We start from the raw sequence: 19,858 nt of genomic DNA on the forward strand, positions 1-19,858 counted from the left end.
CGTCGCGCCGGTGGCGGCCCGCAGGCCGCCGACGCTCAGAACGGCAGCTTGACGTCCGGCTTCGCGGCCGTCAGCACGCGGCGGAAGTCCTCCTGGATGCGCTCGAGCCCTTCCTGCGTCTCCGACTCGAAACGCATCACGACGACCGGCGTCGTGTTCGACGAACGCGCGAGGCCGAAGCCGTCCGGGTACTCGACGCGCAGGCCGTCGATCGTCACGACTTCCTCGGCGCCGTCGAACTTCGCCTCTTTCTGCAGCTTGTCGATCAGGCGGAAGTTCTCGCCTTCGTCGAGCCACAGCTGCAGTTCAGGCGTGCTCATCGCGTCCGGCAGCCCGTTCAGAAGCGCGCTCGGGTCGGCCGTCTTCGCGAGGATCTCGAGCAGGCGCGCGCCCGTGTAGAGACCGTCGTCGAAGCCGTACCAGCGATCCTTGAAGAACACGTGGCCGCTCATTTCGCCGGCGAGCGGCGCCCCCGTCTCGCGCAGCTTCGCCTTCACGAGCGAGTGGCCCGTCTTCCACATCAGCGGCTCGCCGCCCTTCGACTTCACCCATTGCGCGAGGTGGCGCGTGCACTTCACGTCATAGATGATCTGCGCGCCCGGGTTGCGCGACAGCACTTCTTCCGCGAACAGCATCAGCTGGCGGTCCGGATAGATGATCTGGCCGTCCTTCGTGACGACGCCGAGGCGGTCGCCGTCGCCGTCGAACGCGAAGCCGATCTCGGCATCGGTGTCCTTCAGCGCCTGGATCACGTCCTGCAGGTTTTCCGGGTGGGCGGGATCCGGGTGGTGGTTCGGGAACGTACCGTCGATGTCGGTGAAGCGCTCGACGAGCTCGCAGCCGAGCGCCTTGAACAGGCGCGTCGCGAGCGGGCCGGCCACGCCGTTGCCGGCGTCGACGACGAGCTTCATCGGGCGGGCGGGCTTGATGTCGCCGACGATGCGCGCGATGTACTGATCGGCCACGTCGAACTGTTCGTACGAGCCGCTGCCCGTCTCGAAGCGCTCGTCGACGATGCGCCGGTACAGCGCCTGGATCTGCTCGCCGTAGATCGCGGCGCCGCGCAGCACCATCTTGAAGCCGTTGTAGTCGGGCGGGTTGTGGCTGCCCGTGACGACGATGCACGAATCGACACGGCGCTCGCCGCCCTTCAGCGCGAGCGGGACGTTCGCCGCGAAATAGCCGACCGGCGTCGGCACCATGCCGACGTCGACCACGTCTACGCCTGCCGCACGCAGGCCGTCGGCCAGTGCGCCGACGAGGTCCGGACCGGACAGGCGGCCGTCGCGCGCGACGACGACCGCATCGCCGCCCTGCGCGCGCACTTCGCTGCCGAATGCCCGGCCGATCCCGCGCGCGGTGTCGGTGTCGAGCGTCTTGCCGACCACGCCACGAATGTCATATGCCTTGAAGATGGATTGGGAGATCATCGATTCTCTTCTCTCGGTTGCGTGCATGGAAAATTGTCTGGCTTGCCTGGCCGCCTCTCGCCGGTGCCGCGCATGATACATGCGGGCCCGGCACGGCGTGAAACCGCTGGCGCCGAACGGCGGGCGCGACCCCGATCCCACTTATAATCGCGGGTTTTGATGACGCGCATGCCGCCCATTTTAATGCCTAGCCGCCCCGTCGCCGCCAACCTGCAGCCCCCGGGCGCCCTGCCGGCCGCCTCGCGCGCACGCCGCTGCCGCGCATGCTGAAGCGCTTCGGCAACCCGGACGTCGCGAAGGCCGTCGCGAATCTCGTCTGGCTGGGGCTCGAACGGCTCACGCAGATCGGCGTCGCGATCGCGATCAGCGGCCTGCTGGCCCGTTATTTCGGGCCAGATGTGTTCGGCAAATGGCAGTATGCGAATACGCTCCTCCTGGTACTGGCGCCGCTCACCTGGGTGTGCGGCGCTGAAATCCTCGTCCCGACCATCGTCCAGCGCCCGCCCGCCCAGCTCGGCGCGGTGCTCGGCAGCGCATTCGCGCTGCGCATCGCCGTCTCCGTCGCCGCGCTCGTCGCGACCTGGATCGCGATCGCCGCGGGCGCCTTCGATCCGCTGGTCGGCGCGATGCTCGCGGGCCTCGCGGTCACGATGGTGTTCCGCGAGCCATTCGTCGGCGTCATCAACGCGTGGCTGCAGAGCATGACCTACAGCAAGCCGCAGCTCGTCACCAGCATGGTCACCGCGCTGGCGAAGGCGCTGCTCGTCTGGCTGCTGGTCCGCGCGGCCGCGGGCCCCGCCCGCTTCGCGTGGCTGTGGGCGCTCGAGGCCGCCGCAATCGGCTTCGCGCTGCTGCTTTACTACCGGCATCGTAACGGCGGCGCGCTCGGCTGGACGTTCGACAAACCGCTGTTCAGGCACTTTGCAACGGCCGGCACGGTGTTCTGGCTCGGCCTCATCTGCATGTACCTGTTCCTGAAGCTCGACCGCCTGATGCTCGAGCGTCACGTGTCGTTCGCCGATCTCGGCCGCTACTCGGCCGCGCAGCAGCTCAACGAGAACTGGATCACGCTCGCGCTGATGCTCGCGCAGACGATCGCGCCCGCCTTCGTCTACCGCGTGCAGGACGTCGCGCGGCTGCGCCGCAACATCGTCCGGCTGATCGCGATGACGGCCTGCCTGATGACCGCCGGCGCGCTCGTGCTAGACGCCGCCGCTCCGCTGATCGTCGGCAAGGTGTTCGGCCACGGCTACGAGGCGTCGGTCGACATCTTCCGCTGGGCGGTCTGGCTGTCGGTGCCCGCCGGCATCGAGGCGATAGGCAATCTTATCGTTCTCAAATATCAAGCAAAATTCGTGTTGCTGTCGAAATGGCTGCTCGCGCTCGTGATCGCGGCGCTCGTCAACCTGCTCGCGATCCCGCGGCTCGGCCTGTACGGCGCGCTCGTCGGGCTGGCGGCCGGCTACCTGGCCGCCGCCGCCGTCAATTTTTATTACATCCGTTTCAAGCTGCGACCATGACGTCCCCTGATTGCCCGACCCCGCTCGACGACGTGGCCGTGCTGATGCCGGCCTACAACGGGCACGATGACGTCGTTCGGACCCTCGCGTCGTTTCGCGAGGATGCGCCCGTGCACGTGCTGATCGTCGACGACGGCAGCACGCCGCCGATCGTCGCGCCCGACCTGCCAGGCCTCACGATCGACGTGCTGCGCATGCCGCAGAACGGCGGCATCGAGCGGGCGCTCGCGGCCGGCATCGACGCGCTCGCCGCGCGCGGCTTCCGCTATGCGGCACGCATCGACGCGGGCGATCTCGCCGCGCCTCAGCGCCTCGCCAAAGAGCGTGCGTACCTCGGCGCCCATTCGCGCGTGGCCTGTGTCGGCATGTGGACGCAAGTCGTGTCCCGCGCCGGCGAACCGCGCTTCATGCTGACCCCGCCCGCCGATCCGGGCACGCTGCGCCGCACGCGCTTCCTGCGCTCGCCGCTCGTGCATCCGTCGGTGATGCTGCGCATCGACGCCGTGCGTGAAGTGGGGAACTATCGTGCGAAATACCGCGCGGCCGAGGATCTCGATCTTTTTTTACGGTTAATGCAACGCTACGATTGCGCGAACCTGCCGGAACTGGGCCTCTATTACGAATTGAACGAGGGCGGGATCAGTGCGACCAAGCGCCGGCGCCAGCTGGTGTCGACGCTCACGCTGCTGCTGAGCCATTTCAACGCGCTGAACCCTTACGACTGGGCCGGCCTCGCCAAGAACCTGCTGCATTTCGTGACGCCGTACCGGACGTTGCAGCGGATCAAGCAGACGCTGTTCGCCGCGCGGCCGTCCGCGTGACGCCCATTCGGCGTATCCGGCATTTACGACGCTTTATTTATTCTTTTTTTCATGTCCGCCACCTCCCCGCTGCGCATCGCGCTCGTCTGCAACACGGCCTGGGCGATATACACGTATCGCCAAGGGCTGATCCGTGCGCTCGTCGCGCGCGGCGCCGACGTCATCGTGATTGCGCCGCACGACCGCACGGTGCCGTTGCTCGAACAGATGGGCTGCCGCTACGTGGCGCTCGCGGTTGCATCGAAAGGCACGAGCCCGCGCGAGGATCTCGGCACGCTCGCCGCGCTGGTGCGTCACTACCGTGCACTGAAGCCCGATCTCGTGTTCCATTACACGATCAAGCCGAACATCTACGGCTCGGTCGCCGCGTGGCTCGCGCGCGTGCCGTCGATCGCGGTGACGACCGGGCTCGGCTACGTCTTCATCCAGAAGAGCCGCGCGGCAAGTGTCGCGAAGCGCCTGTACCGGTTCGCGTTCCGCTTCCCGCGTGAAGTGTGGTTCCTGAATCGTGACGATCTCGCGACCTTCACCGACGAGCGGCTGCTCGCGCATCCCGAACGCGCACGGCTGCTGCACGGCGAAGGCGTCGATCTCGAACAGTTCGCGCCGGTGCCGCTGCCGGCCGGCGACGCACCCGTCTTCATCCTGATCGGCCGGCTGCTGTGGGACAAGGGCGTGCGCGAATACGTGGAGGCCGCGCGCATCGTGCGCGCGCGCTTCCCGAATGCACGCTTCCAGCTGCTCGGGCCGCTCGGCGTCGATAATCCAAGCGCGATCGGCCGAGCGGATGTCGATGCGTGGGCCGGTGAAGGCGTGATCGAGTATCTCGGCGAGGCGCATGACGTGCGCCCGCATATCGCGGCGGCCGATTGCGTCGTGCTGCCGTCGTACCGCGAAGGCGTGCCGCGCACGCTGATGGAAGCATCGGCGATGGGCCGCCCGATCGTCGCGACCGACGTGCCGGGCTGCCGCGACGTCGTCGCCGACGGTGACACGGGGTTCCTGTGCCGCGTGCGCGACAGCGCGAGCCTCGCGGAACAACTGAATCGCATGATCGCGCTCGGACCGGAAGGCCGGGCAGCGATGGGCGCACGCGGCCGGCAAAAGGTCGCGGCGGAGTTCGACGAGCAACAGGTCGTCGAGCGCTATCGGGAGACCATCCATTCGTTGACCGGATTCACACTCTGAAGGAGCGCATCTGCAATGACTGCTAAAGGCACCATCCTCGTTACCGGCGGCGCGGGCTACATCGGCTCGCACACGGCCGTCGAGCTGCTCGACAACGGCTACGATGTCGTGATCGTCGACAACCTCGTCAACAGCAAGGCCGAATCCGTGCGCCGCATCGAGCGGATCACGGGCAAGACGCCCGCGTTCCATCAGGTCAACGTATGCGACGAAGTCGCGCTCGCCAAGGTATTCGATGCACACCCGATCACCGGCACGATCCATTTCGCGGCGCTCAAGGCCGTCGGTGAATCGGTCGCGAAGCCGCTCGAGTACTACCAGAACAACATCGGCGGCCTGCTCGCCGTGCTCAAGGTCATGCGCGAGCGCAACGTCAGGCAGTTCGTGTTCAGCTCGTCCGCGACCGTATACGGCGTGCCCGAGCGGTCGCCGATCGACGAATCGTTCCCGCTGTCCGCGACGAACCCGTATGGCCAATCGAAGCTGATCGCCGAGCAGATCCTGCGCGATCTCGAAGTCTCGGATCCGACGTGGCGGATCGCGACGCTGCGCTACTTCAACCCGGTCGGCGCGCACGCGAGCGGGCTGATCGGCGAGGACCCGGCCGGCATCCCGAACAACCTGATGCCGTATGTCGCGCAGGTCGCGGTCGGCAAGCTGGAAAAGCTGCGCGTATTCGGCTCCGACTACCCGACGCCGGACGGCACGGGCGTGCGCGACTACATCCACGTCGTCGATCTCGCGAAGGGGCACATCGCCGCGCTCGACGCACTCGCGAAGCGCGACGCGAGCTTCGTCGTGAACCTCGGCACGGGCCAGGGCTACAGCGTGCTGGAAGTCGTGCGTGCTTTCGAAAAGGCGTCGGGCCGCCCGGTGCCGTACGAGCTCGTCGCGCGCCGCCCGGGCGACATCGCCGAGTGCTACGCGAACCCGCAGGCCGCGGCCGACATCATCGGCTGGCGCGCGACGCTCGGCATCGAAGAAATGTGTGCCGACCACTGGCGATGGCAGGAGGGGAACCCGCGCGGTTTTGTATAATCCGCTGTCCATTTTCCGAGCGATCCCATGCTCAGCTTCGCGTCCGGCTTCATCGTCTCCCTGCTCGTCACGCTGTTCATCGTGCGCTACGCGCACCTTCACGAGAAATTCTCGATCGACAGCGACCTGGCCGGCGTGCAGAAATTCCACGTGCGGCCCGTGCCGCGGGTCGGGGGCATCGGGATCCTCGCGGGGGTCGTCGTTGCAGCGCTGATCCTGTCCCGGCGCTATCCGACGATCGCCGGCAGCATTCTCGGCATCGTTGCCTGCGGAATGCCGGCCTTCCTGTCGGGCCTCGTCGAGGACCTGACCAAGCGGGTGTCGCCGCGCGCGCGGCTGCTCTGCACGATGGGCGCGGCCGCCCTCGCGTTCTGGCTGATGAACATTGCAGTCACGCGCATCAGCGTGCCGCCGCTAGACTTCCTGCTCGGCTATGTCGCCATTTCGGCGTTCGTCACCGTGCTCGCGGTCGCGGCGCTCGCGAATGCGGTCAACATCATCGACGGCTTCAACGGGCTCGCGTCGATGGTCAGCTTCATGATGTTCGCGTCGCTCGCGTATGTCGCGTTCCACGTCAACGACCCGGTCGTGATGTCCGCGTCGATCATCATGATGGGCGCGGTGCTCGGCTTCTTCCTGTGGAATTTCCCGGCCGGGCTGATCTTCCTCGGCGACGGCGGCGCCTATTTCATCGGCTTCATGCTCGCGGAGCTCGCGATCATGCTCGTGATGCGCAACCGCGAGGTGTCCGCGTGGTACCCGGTGCTGCTGTTCATGTACCCGATCTTCGAGACCTGCTTCTCGATCTACCGAAAGAAATTCATCCGCGGGATGTCGCCGGGGATTCCGGACGGCGTGCACCTGCACATGCTCGTGTACAAGCGGCTGATGCGCTGGGCCGTGGGGACGAAGCATGCGCATGATCTGACGCGGCGCAATTCGCTCACGTCACCCTATCTGTGGCTGCTGTGCCTCGTCGCGGTAATTCCGGCGACGCTGTTCTGGCGGCATACGGTGCATCTGTTCGTTTTTGTCGTGCTGTTTGCACTGACGTATGTGTGGCTTTATCTCAGCATCGTGCGGTTCAGGGCGCCGCGGTGGATGGTGGTGAGGAAGGCGAAGCGGGGGCACTGAGGGGCGCGCGCAGCCGGCGCGTGCCGGCTCGCACGCCTGCCGATGCCAACGGGCCGCACAACGCAGCCGCGAAGCGGCGAGCGAAATACTAGGCGCCCGCGGTGTTCGTGCTCCAGCTCGGGCGTTGCGTGTAGATCACGACGTTGCCGTCGTCTTGAACGTAAGTGACCGCGCCCGGATTGCCGCCGGTGCGGGAATCCCAGAGCGGCGCGCCCGCCGCGCTGTAGACGACCAGGTTGCCATCCCCCTGCATCACCGCAAAGGCGCCCGAATGACCGAATGTAACGGAATTCCATACGGGAGCGCCCTGGTGGAGCAGCACCAGATTTCCGTCTCCTTGCATCACGAGTACGTTGGCCCCATTGCCGGACGTGAGACTCTGGCCGCTACTGAGGACGACACCGCCCTTCCAGACAGCGGGGCCGGTCGCCGAGACCACATTACCCGGCGTATCGGTCGCTGTAGCAAATGCCGGCACGAACAACCGGTAGATCACCATGTTGCCGTCGTCCTGTACGGAAAGATATTGGCTGCCGGACTGGCCGTAGGTCGCCGAATTCCATAGCGCAGCGCCATTCGCACTGTAGACCACGAAGTTGCCATCGGTCTGGAAGACGGCATACGCGCCGGGGTTTCCATACGTCCCGGTGTTCCATACCGCAGCACCATTCGTCGTGTTGTAAAGCACGAGGTTCCCGTCCTCCTGCATCAGGAGCGCATGGTTCCCGGACGCGGAATACACGGCCTGCCGCGGCTTCAGCGTCGTCCCTTCGCCGATTCCGCCGCTGTAGACGGCGGGCGTCGAATTGCATACCGACGAATACAACATGCTGATGTTCGGCGTACCCCAACCGGTCACGAAGTCCCATCCCGCACCTGCACTGTATGCGCCGTTCGACCCGTAGGTGATATCGCGAAAGACCGATGGAATCGCGACCGGGGCGTTGTACAGCGCGGGCGCCGCAAAACCGAGATTCGTCGCGCAGGCGCCGGACAGCATGCGGGCCCAGGTCGCGGCAAACAGCGGCGCGGACAGGCTCGTCCCGCCCACTATCTCGAGTTGTCCGCCCACGACGACTGCTTCGCCGCTGTTCGGATCGGCGTCGAACGCGATGTCCGGCATGCCGCGAAAAGCGCGGCCCTTGAGCGCCGGAACATTCGACTGCCACGATGGAATCGGCTCGATGCCGCTGATGCCGCCCCCACTGGAATCCCAAGCCGTCTCGCCTGCGTAGCTGCCGTTCCCGTTCGTATAGAGCGTCGTTCCTCCAACAGCCACGACATACGGCGACGTCGCGGGATATTGCACCGATGTGCCGCTACATCCGTACGCCACGCTGCCTGAATCGCCGGAACTGACCGAGAACGTCTGCCCCTGCGCGAAGGCGAGCTCGAATAACGTGTCGATGACCGCCGTCGGCGCCCAGGTCTCGCAACCGCCGATCGACATGTTGATGACCCGAGCCGTGTTGTCGGTCACGGCGCGATTGATTGCAAGCGCCATATCGCTCCAGGAAAACGACCGCGCAACGTAGAAATTGAGTTGCTTGAGGCCGCCGGACATCCCGACGATGGTCTGGCTGTCGAGCGCCCATTCCAGGTTTGCGCTCGTGTCCGCGCTAGACAGCCCGGCATGGATCACGGAAACGGGTACGGCGGGCAGATGGTTATTGCTTTCGAACGTCGCCAAGTCGATGACGGGCTGCGTCACGTCTCCTTCGGCAATGATGCCGACTATGGTGTTCGCCGCCGTCGGAGCGCTGCCTGCGGAATAGATGCGCGGAAAATCGGTCGGATTGTGACTCACCGTGACTGCGGAAGTCGTGGGCGATCCGTTTGCGGTCGGCGCAACGACTGTATTGGAAGCGCGCACGAAATTCGGGCGCAGGCGAGTCGCGGTATCGAGCCCGAGAATCCCTCGAACGACCCCGCCGATCGCATTGGGCACCGTCTCCGGGGCGGTGTTGATATGCGTGGTGGTACCGTCCGCCATCGCGACCGGTACGAGCGTCGTCTGGAATACATCGGATATCACGCCGGCCGGCGCATCGGCTTCGACGATCATGTTGTTGCCGGCCACCTTGATGTTCGTGAAGCCCTTACTTGCCAAGTAAGTGTTCACGGTCGCGACCTGGCCTGCGGTGGGTGCGTATTGTGCAGCGATCTGCGCAGAGGTCAGCACGGTCCCGAAACTCGCGCTTCCGGGCGTTCGCGCTTGCTGCAGAAAACGGTTCAGCCCGGCTTCGTCATTCAGCTTGAGCACCAGCGCGACATGAACCGGCGCCGTTACGCTCATCGGCGCCGCACTCACCACGTTGCCCGTCGCTCGCAGCGCCGACAGTCTGCCGGCCTGCGCCGTAGCCACGGCCGAACCTGCGTCGTCGCCACCGCAGCCTGCGAGCGCGAGCACCATGAGTGCTGCGCAGATTCCCCTGACAAATTGTGCCGTTTTCATCGGATTGGTATGGACCGTAGGGCTCGTATTGGGTCTTTCGCCTCTTTTCTTTACGGCAATCGCACGGCTACCTTGAGGAAAACATAGGAAGGAATCGGCATGTAGTCAAACGAATACAACTGCGCGGATGCGGGGAAAACAGAAAGGACGCGTACGCATGATCCGGCGGTCCGGCATTCGGTGTACGGGGCGTCGTTTGGCTTCGCACAACGGCGCAGCGGGTGCGAATTCGGCTCGATCGTGCACTCAAAAAACGCGGAGGCGAATCTGGTCGCACACGAGCGGGACGATCTCGACCGCGTCACCCAGGTCGATAACGGGATCGAGCCGCTGTGGCCCGCCCTCGACGCTGGCTTGTGGCACCCGCCTTTTTTGTCGATAAACCGACACCCCGACATAGCCGCCTGTCTGGATCGATACGCCCCGCCGGCCGCCGTGTACTTGTCGCAAGTCATCGTGAAGCAATCGCCTGCCCAGGGCGATTATCGATAGATCGTCTCCAATTAGATCGTGTTCGACTATTTCACCACTTCCAGATTTAAAAACGAATCGCGTAACGACGAAAAGCCGCTCGCGATCATGCATATCCCGAAAACGGCAGGCACATCAGTCATCACCGGCATATCGCAATCCTTGAAAACGAATGACGAAGTTCGAGGAATCGATCGACTACTGCTTGGCACGTTCGATCGAATTTCGGAGTTCGATGCTGAGGTTGCGCAGACGATCCATCTTGATGAAAGGACGATGCCCGAATCGAAGCTGATCATGGGTCATTTCTCTTACAGCACTTTGACGAATCGATACCCTCACGCCCAATTACTGACTTTCCTTCGTGAGCCGTTATCCCGCCCTTTGTCTCATTGGGTGTACTGGCGATGTATGTCGGACGAGTATCTCGTGCGTTGGGGAAGTTGGCGGGATTGCATCGAACTTTCGCGCGGCACGCTCAAGGCGTTCCTGACGGATCCGCGCATCGCGTGCCAGACGGATAACCTGGCCACTCGCATGCTGTTGTGGCCGGACGAACGTATCGGCAACGATTCGTTCATCGCCCCGGATCAGGACGCCAGATTGCTGAAAGACGCACTGAGTCGTCTCAACTCAGTTGCTTACAGCGACATTATCGAGAACCCACAGTTTCATCAGAACTTGAGCCGATGGTTCAAGACCGATCTGCCGATGATGCATCTTAATTCGACTGCGCGTGTGCCGGAAAATCTGCGCATCCGCCTCGACAAGGAACTCGATCAGGAGACGCTGTCGTTGCTGGATGACCGATGCCGGCTGGATGTGAAACTCTGGTCCCTGCTGGCGATACGCCGATTTCCCAAGGGCGTGAAGATCCCGTCGCTCCAGCGACAAATCGCCATGCGAGCAATTGCCCGTTACGGGGCACTGCTCGCGCCGTAACGCCGGGTTGCATCGCGTGTTCGATGCATTGCGCGCTTTTATCCAGGCGTGATTCCCAAACCGATACGGTCGCCGGGCGCGCCTGCAAGTGCGCGCGTCCGCTATCCTCGCACCGCCGACTTCGAGCGGAACAACGCTGATACGGTTTGAAGGGCGGGACTTGCGGCAGTCTGATATTCCGGCACCCATCGCCGCAGATCGCGCCGCACCTCGTCGTCGCTCAGCACGCGGTTCTGCATCAGCCACGGCAGCAGTTCATCGAGCAGATGATCCGGCACTTCCCGTGCGCGCGCTATCCGCAGCTTCGGATGCGGCGTGCGGGTCGTCGTTTCGTCATCCGCGAGCAGTTCCTCGTAAAGCTTCTCGCCCGGCCGCAGCCCCGTGAATTCGATCCGGATCTGCCCTTCCGACAACCCGTACAGGCGAATCAGATCACGTGCGAGATCGACGATCTTTACCGGCTCGCCCATGTCGAGAATGAAGATTTCGCCGCCGTGCCCCATGCTCGATGCCTGCAGCACGAGTTGCGATGCTTCGGGGATCGTCATGAAAAATCGCGTGATCTCGGGGTGCGTGACCGTCACCGGCCCCCCCTTCGCGATCTGTTGCTGGAACTTCGGAATCACGCTGCCTGCACTGCCGAGCACGTTGCCGAAGCGCACGGTCTCGAACTGCGTGCCGCCGCTCGTCTGCTGCAGCGCCTGGCAGGCCATCTCGGCGAGGCGCTTGCTCGCGCCCATCACGTTGGTCGGATTGACCGCCTTGTCGGTCGAGATCAGCACGAAATGACGCACCCCGTGACGAATCGCCGCGCGCCCGACACGATACGTACCGAGCACGTTATTGCGCAGCGCCTGCCACGCGTTGTGCTCTTCCATCAGCGGCACATGCTTGTACGCTGCCGCATGGAACACGATGTGCGGCGCATGGCGCGACATCACCTGGTCGAGCAGCAGCGAATCCTTCGCGTCGCCGATGATCGGCACAACCGGCTGGTCGGGGAAGCGCTCACGCAACTCTTCCGTCAGTCTATACATCGCGTATTCGGACAGATCGAACGCGACGAGTTGCGCCGGCGCAAACCGAAGAATCTGCCGGCATAGTTCCGATCCGATCGAGCCGCCCGCGCCCGTCACCATCACGACGCGGCCGCGCAGCAGCGCCTCGACGTGCGGCGTATCAATCGTCACCGCGTCACGACCGAGCAGATCCTCGAGATCGATATTGCGCACCTGCGACAGGAACCCCTGCCCCGGCATCAGCGCGGTCAGCGACGGCAGCACCATCGCTTTCACACCGGCGCGCACGCACAGTGTCGCCACCCTGCGCTGTGTCTCGACCGATGCCGACGGAATCGCGATGATCGCGTATTCGACCTTCAGCGCCTCGGTCCAGTGCTTCAGGTCGTTGAACGAGCCGAGCACCTTGTAGCCGTAGATCTCGCGCCCCTGCTTGGTGACGTCGTCGTCGAGCAGACCCACCAGCCGCCATTCGCCCGAACGCGACAGCTCGCGCGCGAGGCTCGCGCCCGCGGTACCTGCGCCGAGCACCAGCACCGGCTTGCCCTGCCCGACCAGCCCGCCGTACAGGTAGAACTCCTTCGTTGCACGGTACAGCGCGCGCGCGCCGCCCATCGCGAGAAACAGCATCAGCGGCGACACGAGCAACACCGAGCGCGGAAGGATCGGCGACGGCTGGAACATCACGGCCCCGATCATCACGATCACGCCCCCGCCCACGACCGCCTTCGAAATGCGCATCAGGTCGGGCAGGCTCGCAAATACCCACAGCCCACGGTACAGGCCGAACAGGTGGAACATCAGCGCGTAGACCGGCAGCACCCAGACGAGCGCCATCAGCGCGCCGCTCAGGAAATCAGGCGGAACACTGCCATTGAAACGAATGAGATAAGCGAACAACCACGACGCGACAACCGCCGTCAGGTCGAACAGGAAAGCACTCTGTGACAGCCACGATGCTTTGGATCGCAACATTGGCGGGAAACCTCATGAATTGTTTTCGGCGGCCGCCTGAAACCAGCGCCAGCGCATATCGATCGACCATCCGATGCATGCCAGGACGGCGTACCACGCGAAGAACGACAGCCATTGCTGCCATTCCGGGCGGCCCTTTGCCCACACGGCGACGATTATGCCTGCGAGCATGATGAGGTACCAATAAAGAGCGGTCCGGCCGTGACCTACGCCCGAGCGGACCATCCGTTGATAATAGTGCTCCCGGTGTGCTTGCCAGAACTTTTCGCCGCGTAACAGACGTCTCAAAAGTGTTACAGATGCGTCCGCAATAAAGGGCGCAAACACCAGCGCCGGAAACCAGATGGGCCAGACATCCGTGCGCCAGCCCCAATAGCCGAGCGCCCCGGCGAGGAAACCCAGCGGAATCGAGCCTGCATCGCCGAGAAACAGCCGCGCCGGATGGAAGTTGAGTAGCAGAAAGCCGAACGCCGCGCCCGCGACCGCCGCGCCGGTCAAAGCGAGGTCGGGAGACGGATGCGCGCCGGTCAGTGCGGCGACCGCGTACGCGCCGAAACCGAACAGCGCCATACCGCCCGCAAGGCCATCCGCGCCGTCCATGAAGTTGTACAGGTTCGTGAGCCACACCATCACGAAACCGACGCCGACGAGCAACCACCACGGCGCATCGGTCGGATAGACCGCGATCAGCGCGACGACGCACGCCAAGTGCACGGAGAACCGTACGCGGGCCGGTAGCCCTCGCCGGTCGTCGATCTGCGACATCGCGGCAAGCACGGCGGCGGCAGCTGCGATCAGCCATAGGTGCGGCGCCAACGCGAGCAGCGCGACGATACAAACCGGCACGATGCCCCAGCCGCCGACGCGCGGCGTCGGCAGCGTATGGAGCGAACGGTCGTTCGGGATGTCGGTGGCGAGACGCCACGCGAGGCCAGTCGCGAGCAGCACGCGCAGGATGGCCGTCGATGCGATGGCGGCGGCCAGCGCCACCGCAACGGGCCAAACGGATATCGGGAAAGGCATGTCGACTATCGTTGTGTATCGCGCGAACGATACCATGCGGCGCTCGCTTCGAGGCCCTGGCGAGTCGTATAAGGCGGTTGCCAGCCGAGCACGCGCTTGATCCGGCTCGTGTCGAGCTGCAGGCTGCCGGTCAGCCGGTCGATCGCCGCGCTGTGGCCGGTCAGCTTTCCGAGCGCACGTAGCAACGCAGTCGGAACCGGCAGAAGCCGCGCCGGCTTGCCAAGGGCGTCGCCGACCATACGCAGCAGGCACGTGACGGACGGTGCGTCGTCGTCGGCAACGTGGAAGCATTCGCCGGCCGCGCGCGGGTGGGTCGCGCATTGCAGCATCGCATCGGCGAGATTGTCCACGTAGACGATGCTGCGGCGCGAGGAGACGGAACCGAGCGGCAGCGGCATCCCGCGCGCCACCGCGTCCATCATTCGCAGAAAATTGGCCCGGACGGACGGGCCATAGACGAGCGGCGGCCGCACGACGACGACATCGAGCCCGGCCGATGCGCCGAACCGCGCGAGTTGCTGCTCCGCACGCAGCTTCGAGCGGCCGTATGCGTCCTGCGGGTTGGGACGCATGCTTTCGGACAGCGCTGCGCCGCCGTCGCTTTCGCCCACCGCCTTGATGCTGCTCGCGTACACGATCCGACGCACGCCATGCTTGCGCGCGGCTTCGGCGAGGCGCAGCGTGCCCGCGACGTTGGTCGCGTCGAATGCGGCGTCGGGATCGGGCGACTCGTCGCGCATGACGTGCACGCGTGCGGCGAGGTGAATCACGCAATCGGCGGAGAGGTCGGCTGGCCATGCTTCGCCGAGGCCATCGAAATCGGCGCCGCCATGCACCCATTCTCGTACGCCGTCGACGCATCCGCCCGGCCGCCGCACCAGTGCGGTGACAACGTGCCCGGCGGCCAACGCGCGACGGCAAACCGCGCGGCCGACGAACCCGTTCGCGCCGGTAACGACGAGATGCGTCATGGTCGCCTCCGACTCAGCCGACAGACATCGTTACATAACCGTGCGATGCCATTGCCGATGACCGCGCGCGAAATCGGAGCGGCAGGCACGCGCATGACGGCGCCCCGCGCTGCATGGCACGCGGGGCTGCCTGTGCCCAGTGGACGCACGCATACGGGAAGGGGGCCAAAGAAATACACGGCTGGGCTCTCGAAAACGAGGAGAATATCGATCGTGGGCGCCGTCATCGATTCGCACTACCGTGCAGCCGGCCGTGGCAGGGCCGATACGAATCGATGCGCGGCCTCTGATTCGAACATAAATGCTGCATCGCTTATGTGACCGCGATCGCCCTCCCCGGTCACGACATCGTGAAAGAAAACGGCCACGGCCGGCGTCGGGGTCCATCGGGCGTGCGATATTGTAACCGTGCCGGCTCGCGGCCTCCAAGCCGGGCGCGTCTGGGCCGCGACAACCTCGGGCCCGACGGCGATCAAGCCAGCAACGCGTTCACCTTTTCGACGAGCGGCGCAATCATTCGCTCCCACCCATGCTCACGTTCGACGAAGGTTCGGGCTTGCGCCGCCATCTCTACCGACTCGGCCTCGTTGGCGACGAGTTGCTCGATGCACTCGACGAATTCCTCCGGCGTATCGGCGATCAACAGTTCCCGCCCCCCTTCCGCGCCCAAGCCCTCATGGCCCAGCGACGTGGTAACGACGGGTAGCCCGAGCGCCATGTATTCGAGAATCTTGTTCTGCACGCCCGCGCCGATGCGCATCGGACATACGCCGATTGCGCCGTCGGAAGCAGCTTGCGCAACCGACTCGACCCGGCCGGTCACTTCGACGCCGTCGTATGCGCGAAATCGTTCGGCGAGCGCAGGTACGATCGACCCCACGATCCGGAAACGATAGTCGGCACGCTTGCGCAGCAACGGCAATACGGCCTCGGCGAAAAAGTGACACATGTCCTGGTTCTGGACCGTGCGCATGTCGCCAATGAAAATCACGATCCGGCTCGCCATGCTGCGCGGCGTGTACGGCAGGCCCGACAGGTCGACACCGTTCGAGCACACCATCACGTTCTTGCCCGACGCGCCGGGAAACAGGTAGTCGCGATCAGTCCTGGAAACCAGCACCGAAAGATCGAAGTCGTCGACGATCGTGCGCTCGTAGTCGAGCAGGCGCTTTGCCTCGATACCGAACACGCGCGACTTCAGCCCTCGTGCGTTCTTCAACTGCTTCACGCGACTGTAGTTGAGAGAGATCGCGTCGGTCATTTCGAGGATGCGCGGCTTGTCCGACTTGCGTACATATTCGGCACAACGCACGAGATGCACGAATACGCCATCGTGCAACGGCAGCAATCTAGCCACCGCCGCCGCAAACGCGTGGCTCCGGTAGTACGCGACCTGCAACGGCGTGCGCGTCGACAATGCGAGCAGCGTATTGACGTACGACCGACGACGCGAAAGGAAAACCCGTTCGACGCGGTCGAACACGCCGTCGTCCGGCAACTCGGCGTGCATTTCTTCGTCGGTCTCGCACATGCTCAACAGCGTCAGCGAGTAATGGCGGGACAGCACGCGACAAAGATGGTATATCCGCAGCTTGTCGCCGCCGATCACCGGGTATGGAAACCGCGGCGTCAGCACCAGCAGTTTCTTCTTGTTCTGGCTCATGACAGGCGGGCCCAGAAATCCTGAATCGATGGACGAACGGCAGACGCCGAAAAGGTGCGCGCGCGGTCCATGCCGGCACCGACCGCCACGTCGAATCGCGCGCTGTCGCCCCATACGTTGCGGATCTGTTCGGCCATCTCCTCGACCGAATGAGGATCGAACTGCAGGCCGCACTCGCCGACGATCTCGGGCATCGACGTCGTATTGCTGCATGCGACCGGCGTACCGGACGCCATCGCCTCCAGCAATGGAATCCCGAACCCTTCGAACAACGACGCAAAGACGAACGCGCGGGCGTGGCGGTATTGCTGCCGCAGATCCTCTCGCGACACGTAGCCCAGCAGTTCGACGACGCCCCCGAGCCCAAGCGCATCCGCTCGCCCGAGAAAGTGCGCGTGATGGTCGGACTTGATCCCCGCGATCCTGAGCCGTGCGTCATCGCCCAGCGCGGGCCTCGCGATCGCGAAAGCCTGCAGCAAACGGTCAACGTTCTTGCTGGGCACTTCTCCCGCCACCGTGAACAGATAGGATTCGCGGGCGGATCGACTGACCGGCGGCGCGAACCAGTCATCCGAAATCGTGCACGGAATGACAGGGACGTCCGCCTCGCGCAACCCGAACCGCTCCATCAACTCTCGCTGCGTGAAGCGCGAGATGGTGAGCACGGCGTCGGCCCGGCGGACGAGCCGGGGCACGACTTGACGACGGTAGACTCGCCCGACAGTCTGATACAACGATCGCGCCGGCGGCAGCACATGCCACGGCTTCATGTAGATCAGGTCATGGACAACCGCGATCACCCGCGTATTGCCCGTGGACCGCAGCGGCCCCGTGTTATACGGGCATAGCAGATAGTCGAGCTTGTGCTCACGACACAAGCGCGGCAACTCGACCTGCTCCCACCACGGGAAGAAACCGCGACCATCACTGACGAACGGCCACTCGTCGGCACTCACGCCGCTCGGCGCCAGACCCAGCACCGACGCGCTGACCGGTTCCACCAGTTGCCGGGCGAATCGCCCCATGCCGCGGTAGTTGCCCACCATCCAGGTGATATCCACCCCCAACTTCACGTGCTGCTCCTCTTCCGTGCCGACTCACAAGCGACGCGAACGCGGCCACCGAACGCGGAGAGTCGTACGATCCGGCAGCACGATGTCGATACCTCGTCGCACCCTGCACGTTCGACAAATTGCCGACGCGCGCCCGCCGAGACGGCGTACGCGCCACGCGAGGGCGGCGCGACCATGCCGAGACCAACGCTCACCCACGCCCCGCTTCGAACATCCAGCGCAACGTGCTCTCCAGCGGAATGTCGTCGAGCGTCCCGATAGCAGCCTGCAACCGCGCACCATTCCCCTGCAGCCGGCGCACTTCGTTCGCACGGACGAATGCGGGATTGACCTGGACGTCGATCGTATAGCCGGCGATCTGCTCCATCATCGCGATCACCGCCTTCAGCGACACCGCACGACCCGAACAAACGTTGAACACGCCGCCAGCCGGTGCCTGTTCCAGAAGGCGCCGATAGGCATCCACCACGCGCCGCACGTCGGAAAAATCCCGCTCGACATCGATATTACCGAGTTCGATCACACGCTCGCCGCGCTGGAAATGACTGACTATCTTCGGCAGCAGAAACTGCGGTGACTGCCCGACGCCCGTGTAGTTGAACGGACGCGCAACGACGATCGGCAGCTTGTCTTGCCACAGGCGCGCCAGGTATTCCATCGCCAACTTGCTTACCGCGTAATCGTTCGCGGGATTCGGCTCGACCGATTCGTCGATGATCTCGACCGCAGCGTTGCCATAGATATTGGCGCTGCTCGCCAGCAGAATCGCCCGCGGACGATTCGCCAGATTCGCGAGCGCTTCCAGCAGGTTCCGCGAGCCGACCACATTGGTGCGATAGATCGCGTCCGCATCACCGTGCGCGACGAACGAGACCGCGGCAAGATGCGCGACCACGTCCGGCTGCACGTCCGCGACGACCTTTGCCAGCGCCGCCCGGTCGCACAGATCGACCCGGTACATGCCCGCGCCGCTCGCCTCGGAGCCGTGCGTCGTGCCGAATACTCGATAGCCGGCCGCCTGCAACGACTTCGCGAGATAGTCGCCGGTAAAGCCGCCGAGCCCCGTCACCAGGGCGCGCGGGGTATCAGAACGAGAAGCCGCGTTCATTTCGGCGCAAATCCGCGTCAACCATCATCGCGCACAGCTGCTCGAGCGTCGTCTCCGGTGCCCAGCCGAGCTTCTGCTTGGCCTTCTCCGGATTACCGATCAGCAGATCGACTTCGGCCGGCCGATGGAACTTCGGATTCACGCGAACCAGCGTCTTGCCGGTGGCGACATCAATACCGACTTCCTGCTCGTCGCTGCCCTTGAATTCGAGGTCGACACCCGTCGCCTTGAACGCCATGCTCACGAAATCGCGCACGGTCTCGGTACGGTTCGTGGCCAGCACGTACGTATCCGGCTCGTCGGCCTGCAGCATGCGCCACATACCCTCGACGTACTCCTTCGCGAAGCCCCAGTCGCGCTTTGCATCCATGTTGCCCAGTTCGAGTACGTCGAGCTGGCCGAGCTTGATCTTCGCGACGGAGTCGGTGATCTTGCGCGTGACAAATTCGCGGCCGCGCAGCGGCGACTCGTGGTTGAACAGGATCCCGCTGCAGCCGAAGATATCGTAGCTTTCGCGATAGTTGACCGTAATCCAGTGCGCATACAGCTTCGCCACGCCATACGGGCTGCGCGGATAGAACGGCGTCGATTCGATCTGCGGGATCGCCTGCACCTTGCCGAACATTTCGGACGTGCTCGCTTGGTAGAAGCGGATCTTCGGATTGACGATGCGGATCGCCTCGAGCAGGTTCAGCGGCCCAATGCCAGTGATCTCGGCCGTTGTGACCGGCTGGTCGAAGGACACGCCGACGAAGCTCTGCGCGGCGAGGTTATACACCTCCGTTGCCCCGGTCGTCTGAAGCAGGCGAATGCTCGCCGACAGATCGGTCAGATCGTATTCGACCAGATGCAGGTTCGGATGCTTGGCGATGCCGAGTTCCTCGATACGCCAGAAGTTCACCGAGCTGGTGCGGCGGTAGGTGCCGTAGACCGTGTAGCCCTTATCGAGCAGCAACTCGGCCAGATAAGCACCGTCTTGTCCGGTGATGCCAGTGATGATGGAAGTTTTCTTAGACATAATGACCCT

Annotated in this window: 15 protein-coding genes; 6 read left to right on the forward strand and 9 right to left on the reverse strand. The window is 64.3% G+C overall.

The window, feature by feature from the left end; all coding sequences use genetic code 11:
• Nucleotides 1–35 precede the first annotated feature (35 nt).
• Nucleotides 36–1,430: a phosphomannomutase/phosphoglucomutase gene (locus tag C5O79_RS03995; RefSeq protein ID WP_047850603.1), complete on the reverse strand. Its 1,395-nt coding sequence runs from the start codon at nt 1,428–1,430 to the stop codon at nt 36–38.
• Nucleotides 1,431–1,693: 263 nt separating this feature from the next.
• Between C5O79_RS03995 and C5O79_RS04005 the strand changes: the two genes are divergently transcribed.
• The 5 genes from C5O79_RS04005 to C5O79_RS04025 are packed head-to-tail and all read left to right on the forward strand — an operon-like array spanning nt 1,694 to nt 7,131.
• On the forward strand, nt 1,694–2,950 hold the full coding sequence (locus C5O79_RS04005; protein ID WP_122473642.1) for an oligosaccharide flippase family protein: 1,257 nt from the start codon (nt 1,694–1,696) through the stop codon (nt 2,948–2,950).
• Nucleotides 2,947–3,771, forward strand: a complete 825-nt coding sequence (locus C5O79_RS04010; protein WP_122473641.1) for a glycosyltransferase — start codon at nt 2,947–2,949, stop codon at nt 3,769–3,771. Before C5O79_RS04005 ends, C5O79_RS04010 begins: the two co-directional genes overlap by 4 nt.
• Nucleotides 3,772–3,822: 51 nt before the next feature.
• The gene (locus C5O79_RS04015) at nt 3,823–4,959 is read left to right on the forward strand and encodes a glycosyltransferase family 4 protein (RefSeq protein WP_163008961.1); all 1,137 of its coding nucleotides are present in this window, start codon (nt 3,823–3,825) and stop codon (nt 4,957–4,959) included.
• A gap of 15 nt (nt 4,960–4,974) precedes the next feature.
• The gene (gene galE, locus C5O79_RS04020; RefSeq protein ID WP_122473639.1) at nt 4,975–5,997 is read left to right on the forward strand and encodes a UDP-glucose 4-epimerase GalE; all 1,023 of its coding nucleotides are present in this window, start codon (nt 4,975–4,977) and stop codon (nt 5,995–5,997) included.
• Between the two features lie 27 nt (nt 5,998–6,024).
• Complete coding sequence (locus tag C5O79_RS04025; RefSeq protein ID WP_046545080.1) at nt 6,025–7,131, forward strand: glycosyltransferase; 1,107 nt, start codon at nt 6,025–6,027, stop codon at nt 7,129–7,131.
• An 88-nt stretch (nt 7,132–7,219) separates the two neighbouring features.
• Here C5O79_RS04025 and C5O79_RS04030 read toward each other — a convergent pair whose 3' ends face one another.
• Nucleotides 7,220–9,544, reverse strand: coding sequence for a protease pro-enzyme activation domain-containing protein (locus tag C5O79_RS04030; RefSeq protein ID WP_236862313.1), 2,325 nt, complete (start codon nt 9,542–9,544; stop codon nt 7,220–7,222).
• Nucleotides 9,545–10,096: 552 nt separating this feature from the next.
• On the opposite strand from C5O79_RS04030, the gene C5O79_RS04035 reads away from it, so the two are divergent.
• A complete protein-coding gene (locus tag C5O79_RS04035) occupies nt 10,097–10,999 on the forward strand; it encodes a hypothetical protein (protein WP_131931183.1) in 903 nt (300 codons plus the stop codon).
• Nucleotides 11,000–11,100: 101 nt separating this feature from the next.
• Here the strand turns inward: C5O79_RS04035 and C5O79_RS04040 are convergent, their stop codons facing one another.
• The 7 genes from C5O79_RS04040 to gmd all read right to left on the reverse strand — a co-directional run bounded on the left by C5O79_RS04040 (nt 11,101) and on the right by gmd (nt 19,849).
• Nucleotides 11,101–12,993 (reverse strand): nucleoside-diphosphate sugar epimerase/dehydratase, encoded by a 1,893-nt coding sequence (locus tag C5O79_RS04040; RefSeq protein WP_046545076.1) that lies wholly within the window; start codon nt 12,991–12,993, stop codon nt 11,101–11,103.
• 12 nt (nt 12,994–13,005) lie between these two features.
• Nucleotides 13,006–14,016 carry a glycosyltransferase family 4 protein gene (locus tag C5O79_RS04045; protein ID WP_047850610.1) on the reverse strand — a complete coding sequence of 337 codons (1,011 nt, stop codon included), beginning with the start codon at nt 14,014–14,016 and terminating at the stop codon, nt 13,006–13,008.
• 5 nt (nt 14,017–14,021) lie between these two features.
• Nucleotides 14,022–14,987 (reverse strand): SDR family oxidoreductase, encoded by a 966-nt coding sequence (locus tag C5O79_RS04050; RefSeq protein WP_046545074.1) that lies wholly within the window; start codon nt 14,985–14,987, stop codon nt 14,022–14,024.
• A gap of 472 nt (nt 14,988–15,459) precedes the next feature.
• Entirely contained in the window at nt 15,460–16,650 is a 1,191-nt protein-coding gene (locus tag C5O79_RS04055; protein ID WP_046545073.1) for a glycosyltransferase, read from the reverse strand.
• The gene (locus tag C5O79_RS04060) at nt 16,647–17,723 is read right to left on the reverse strand and encodes a glycosyltransferase family 1 protein (protein ID WP_122473636.1); all 1,077 of its coding nucleotides are present in this window, start codon (nt 17,721–17,723) and stop codon (nt 16,647–16,649) included. Before C5O79_RS04060 ends, C5O79_RS04055 begins: the two co-directional genes overlap by 4 nt.
• Nucleotides 17,724–17,913: 190 nt before the next feature.
• Nucleotides 17,914–18,831: an NAD-dependent epimerase/dehydratase family protein gene (locus tag C5O79_RS04065; protein ID WP_046545071.1), complete on the reverse strand. Its 918-nt coding sequence runs from the start codon at nt 18,829–18,831 to the stop codon at nt 17,914–17,916.
• Nucleotides 18,809–19,849 (reverse strand): GDP-mannose 4,6-dehydratase, encoded by a 1,041-nt coding sequence (gene gmd, locus C5O79_RS04070; protein WP_047850613.1) that lies wholly within the window; start codon nt 19,847–19,849, stop codon nt 18,809–18,811. The genes C5O79_RS04065 and gmd overlap by 23 nt, the downstream gene beginning before the upstream one ends.
• Nucleotides 19,850–19,858 lie beyond the last annotated feature (9 nt).

Source organism: Burkholderia sp. SRS-25, from assembly GCF_004343765.1.
In the GTDB taxonomy this organism is placed as follows: domain Bacteria; phylum Pseudomonadota; class Gammaproteobacteria; order Burkholderiales; family Burkholderiaceae; genus Burkholderia; species Burkholderia contaminans.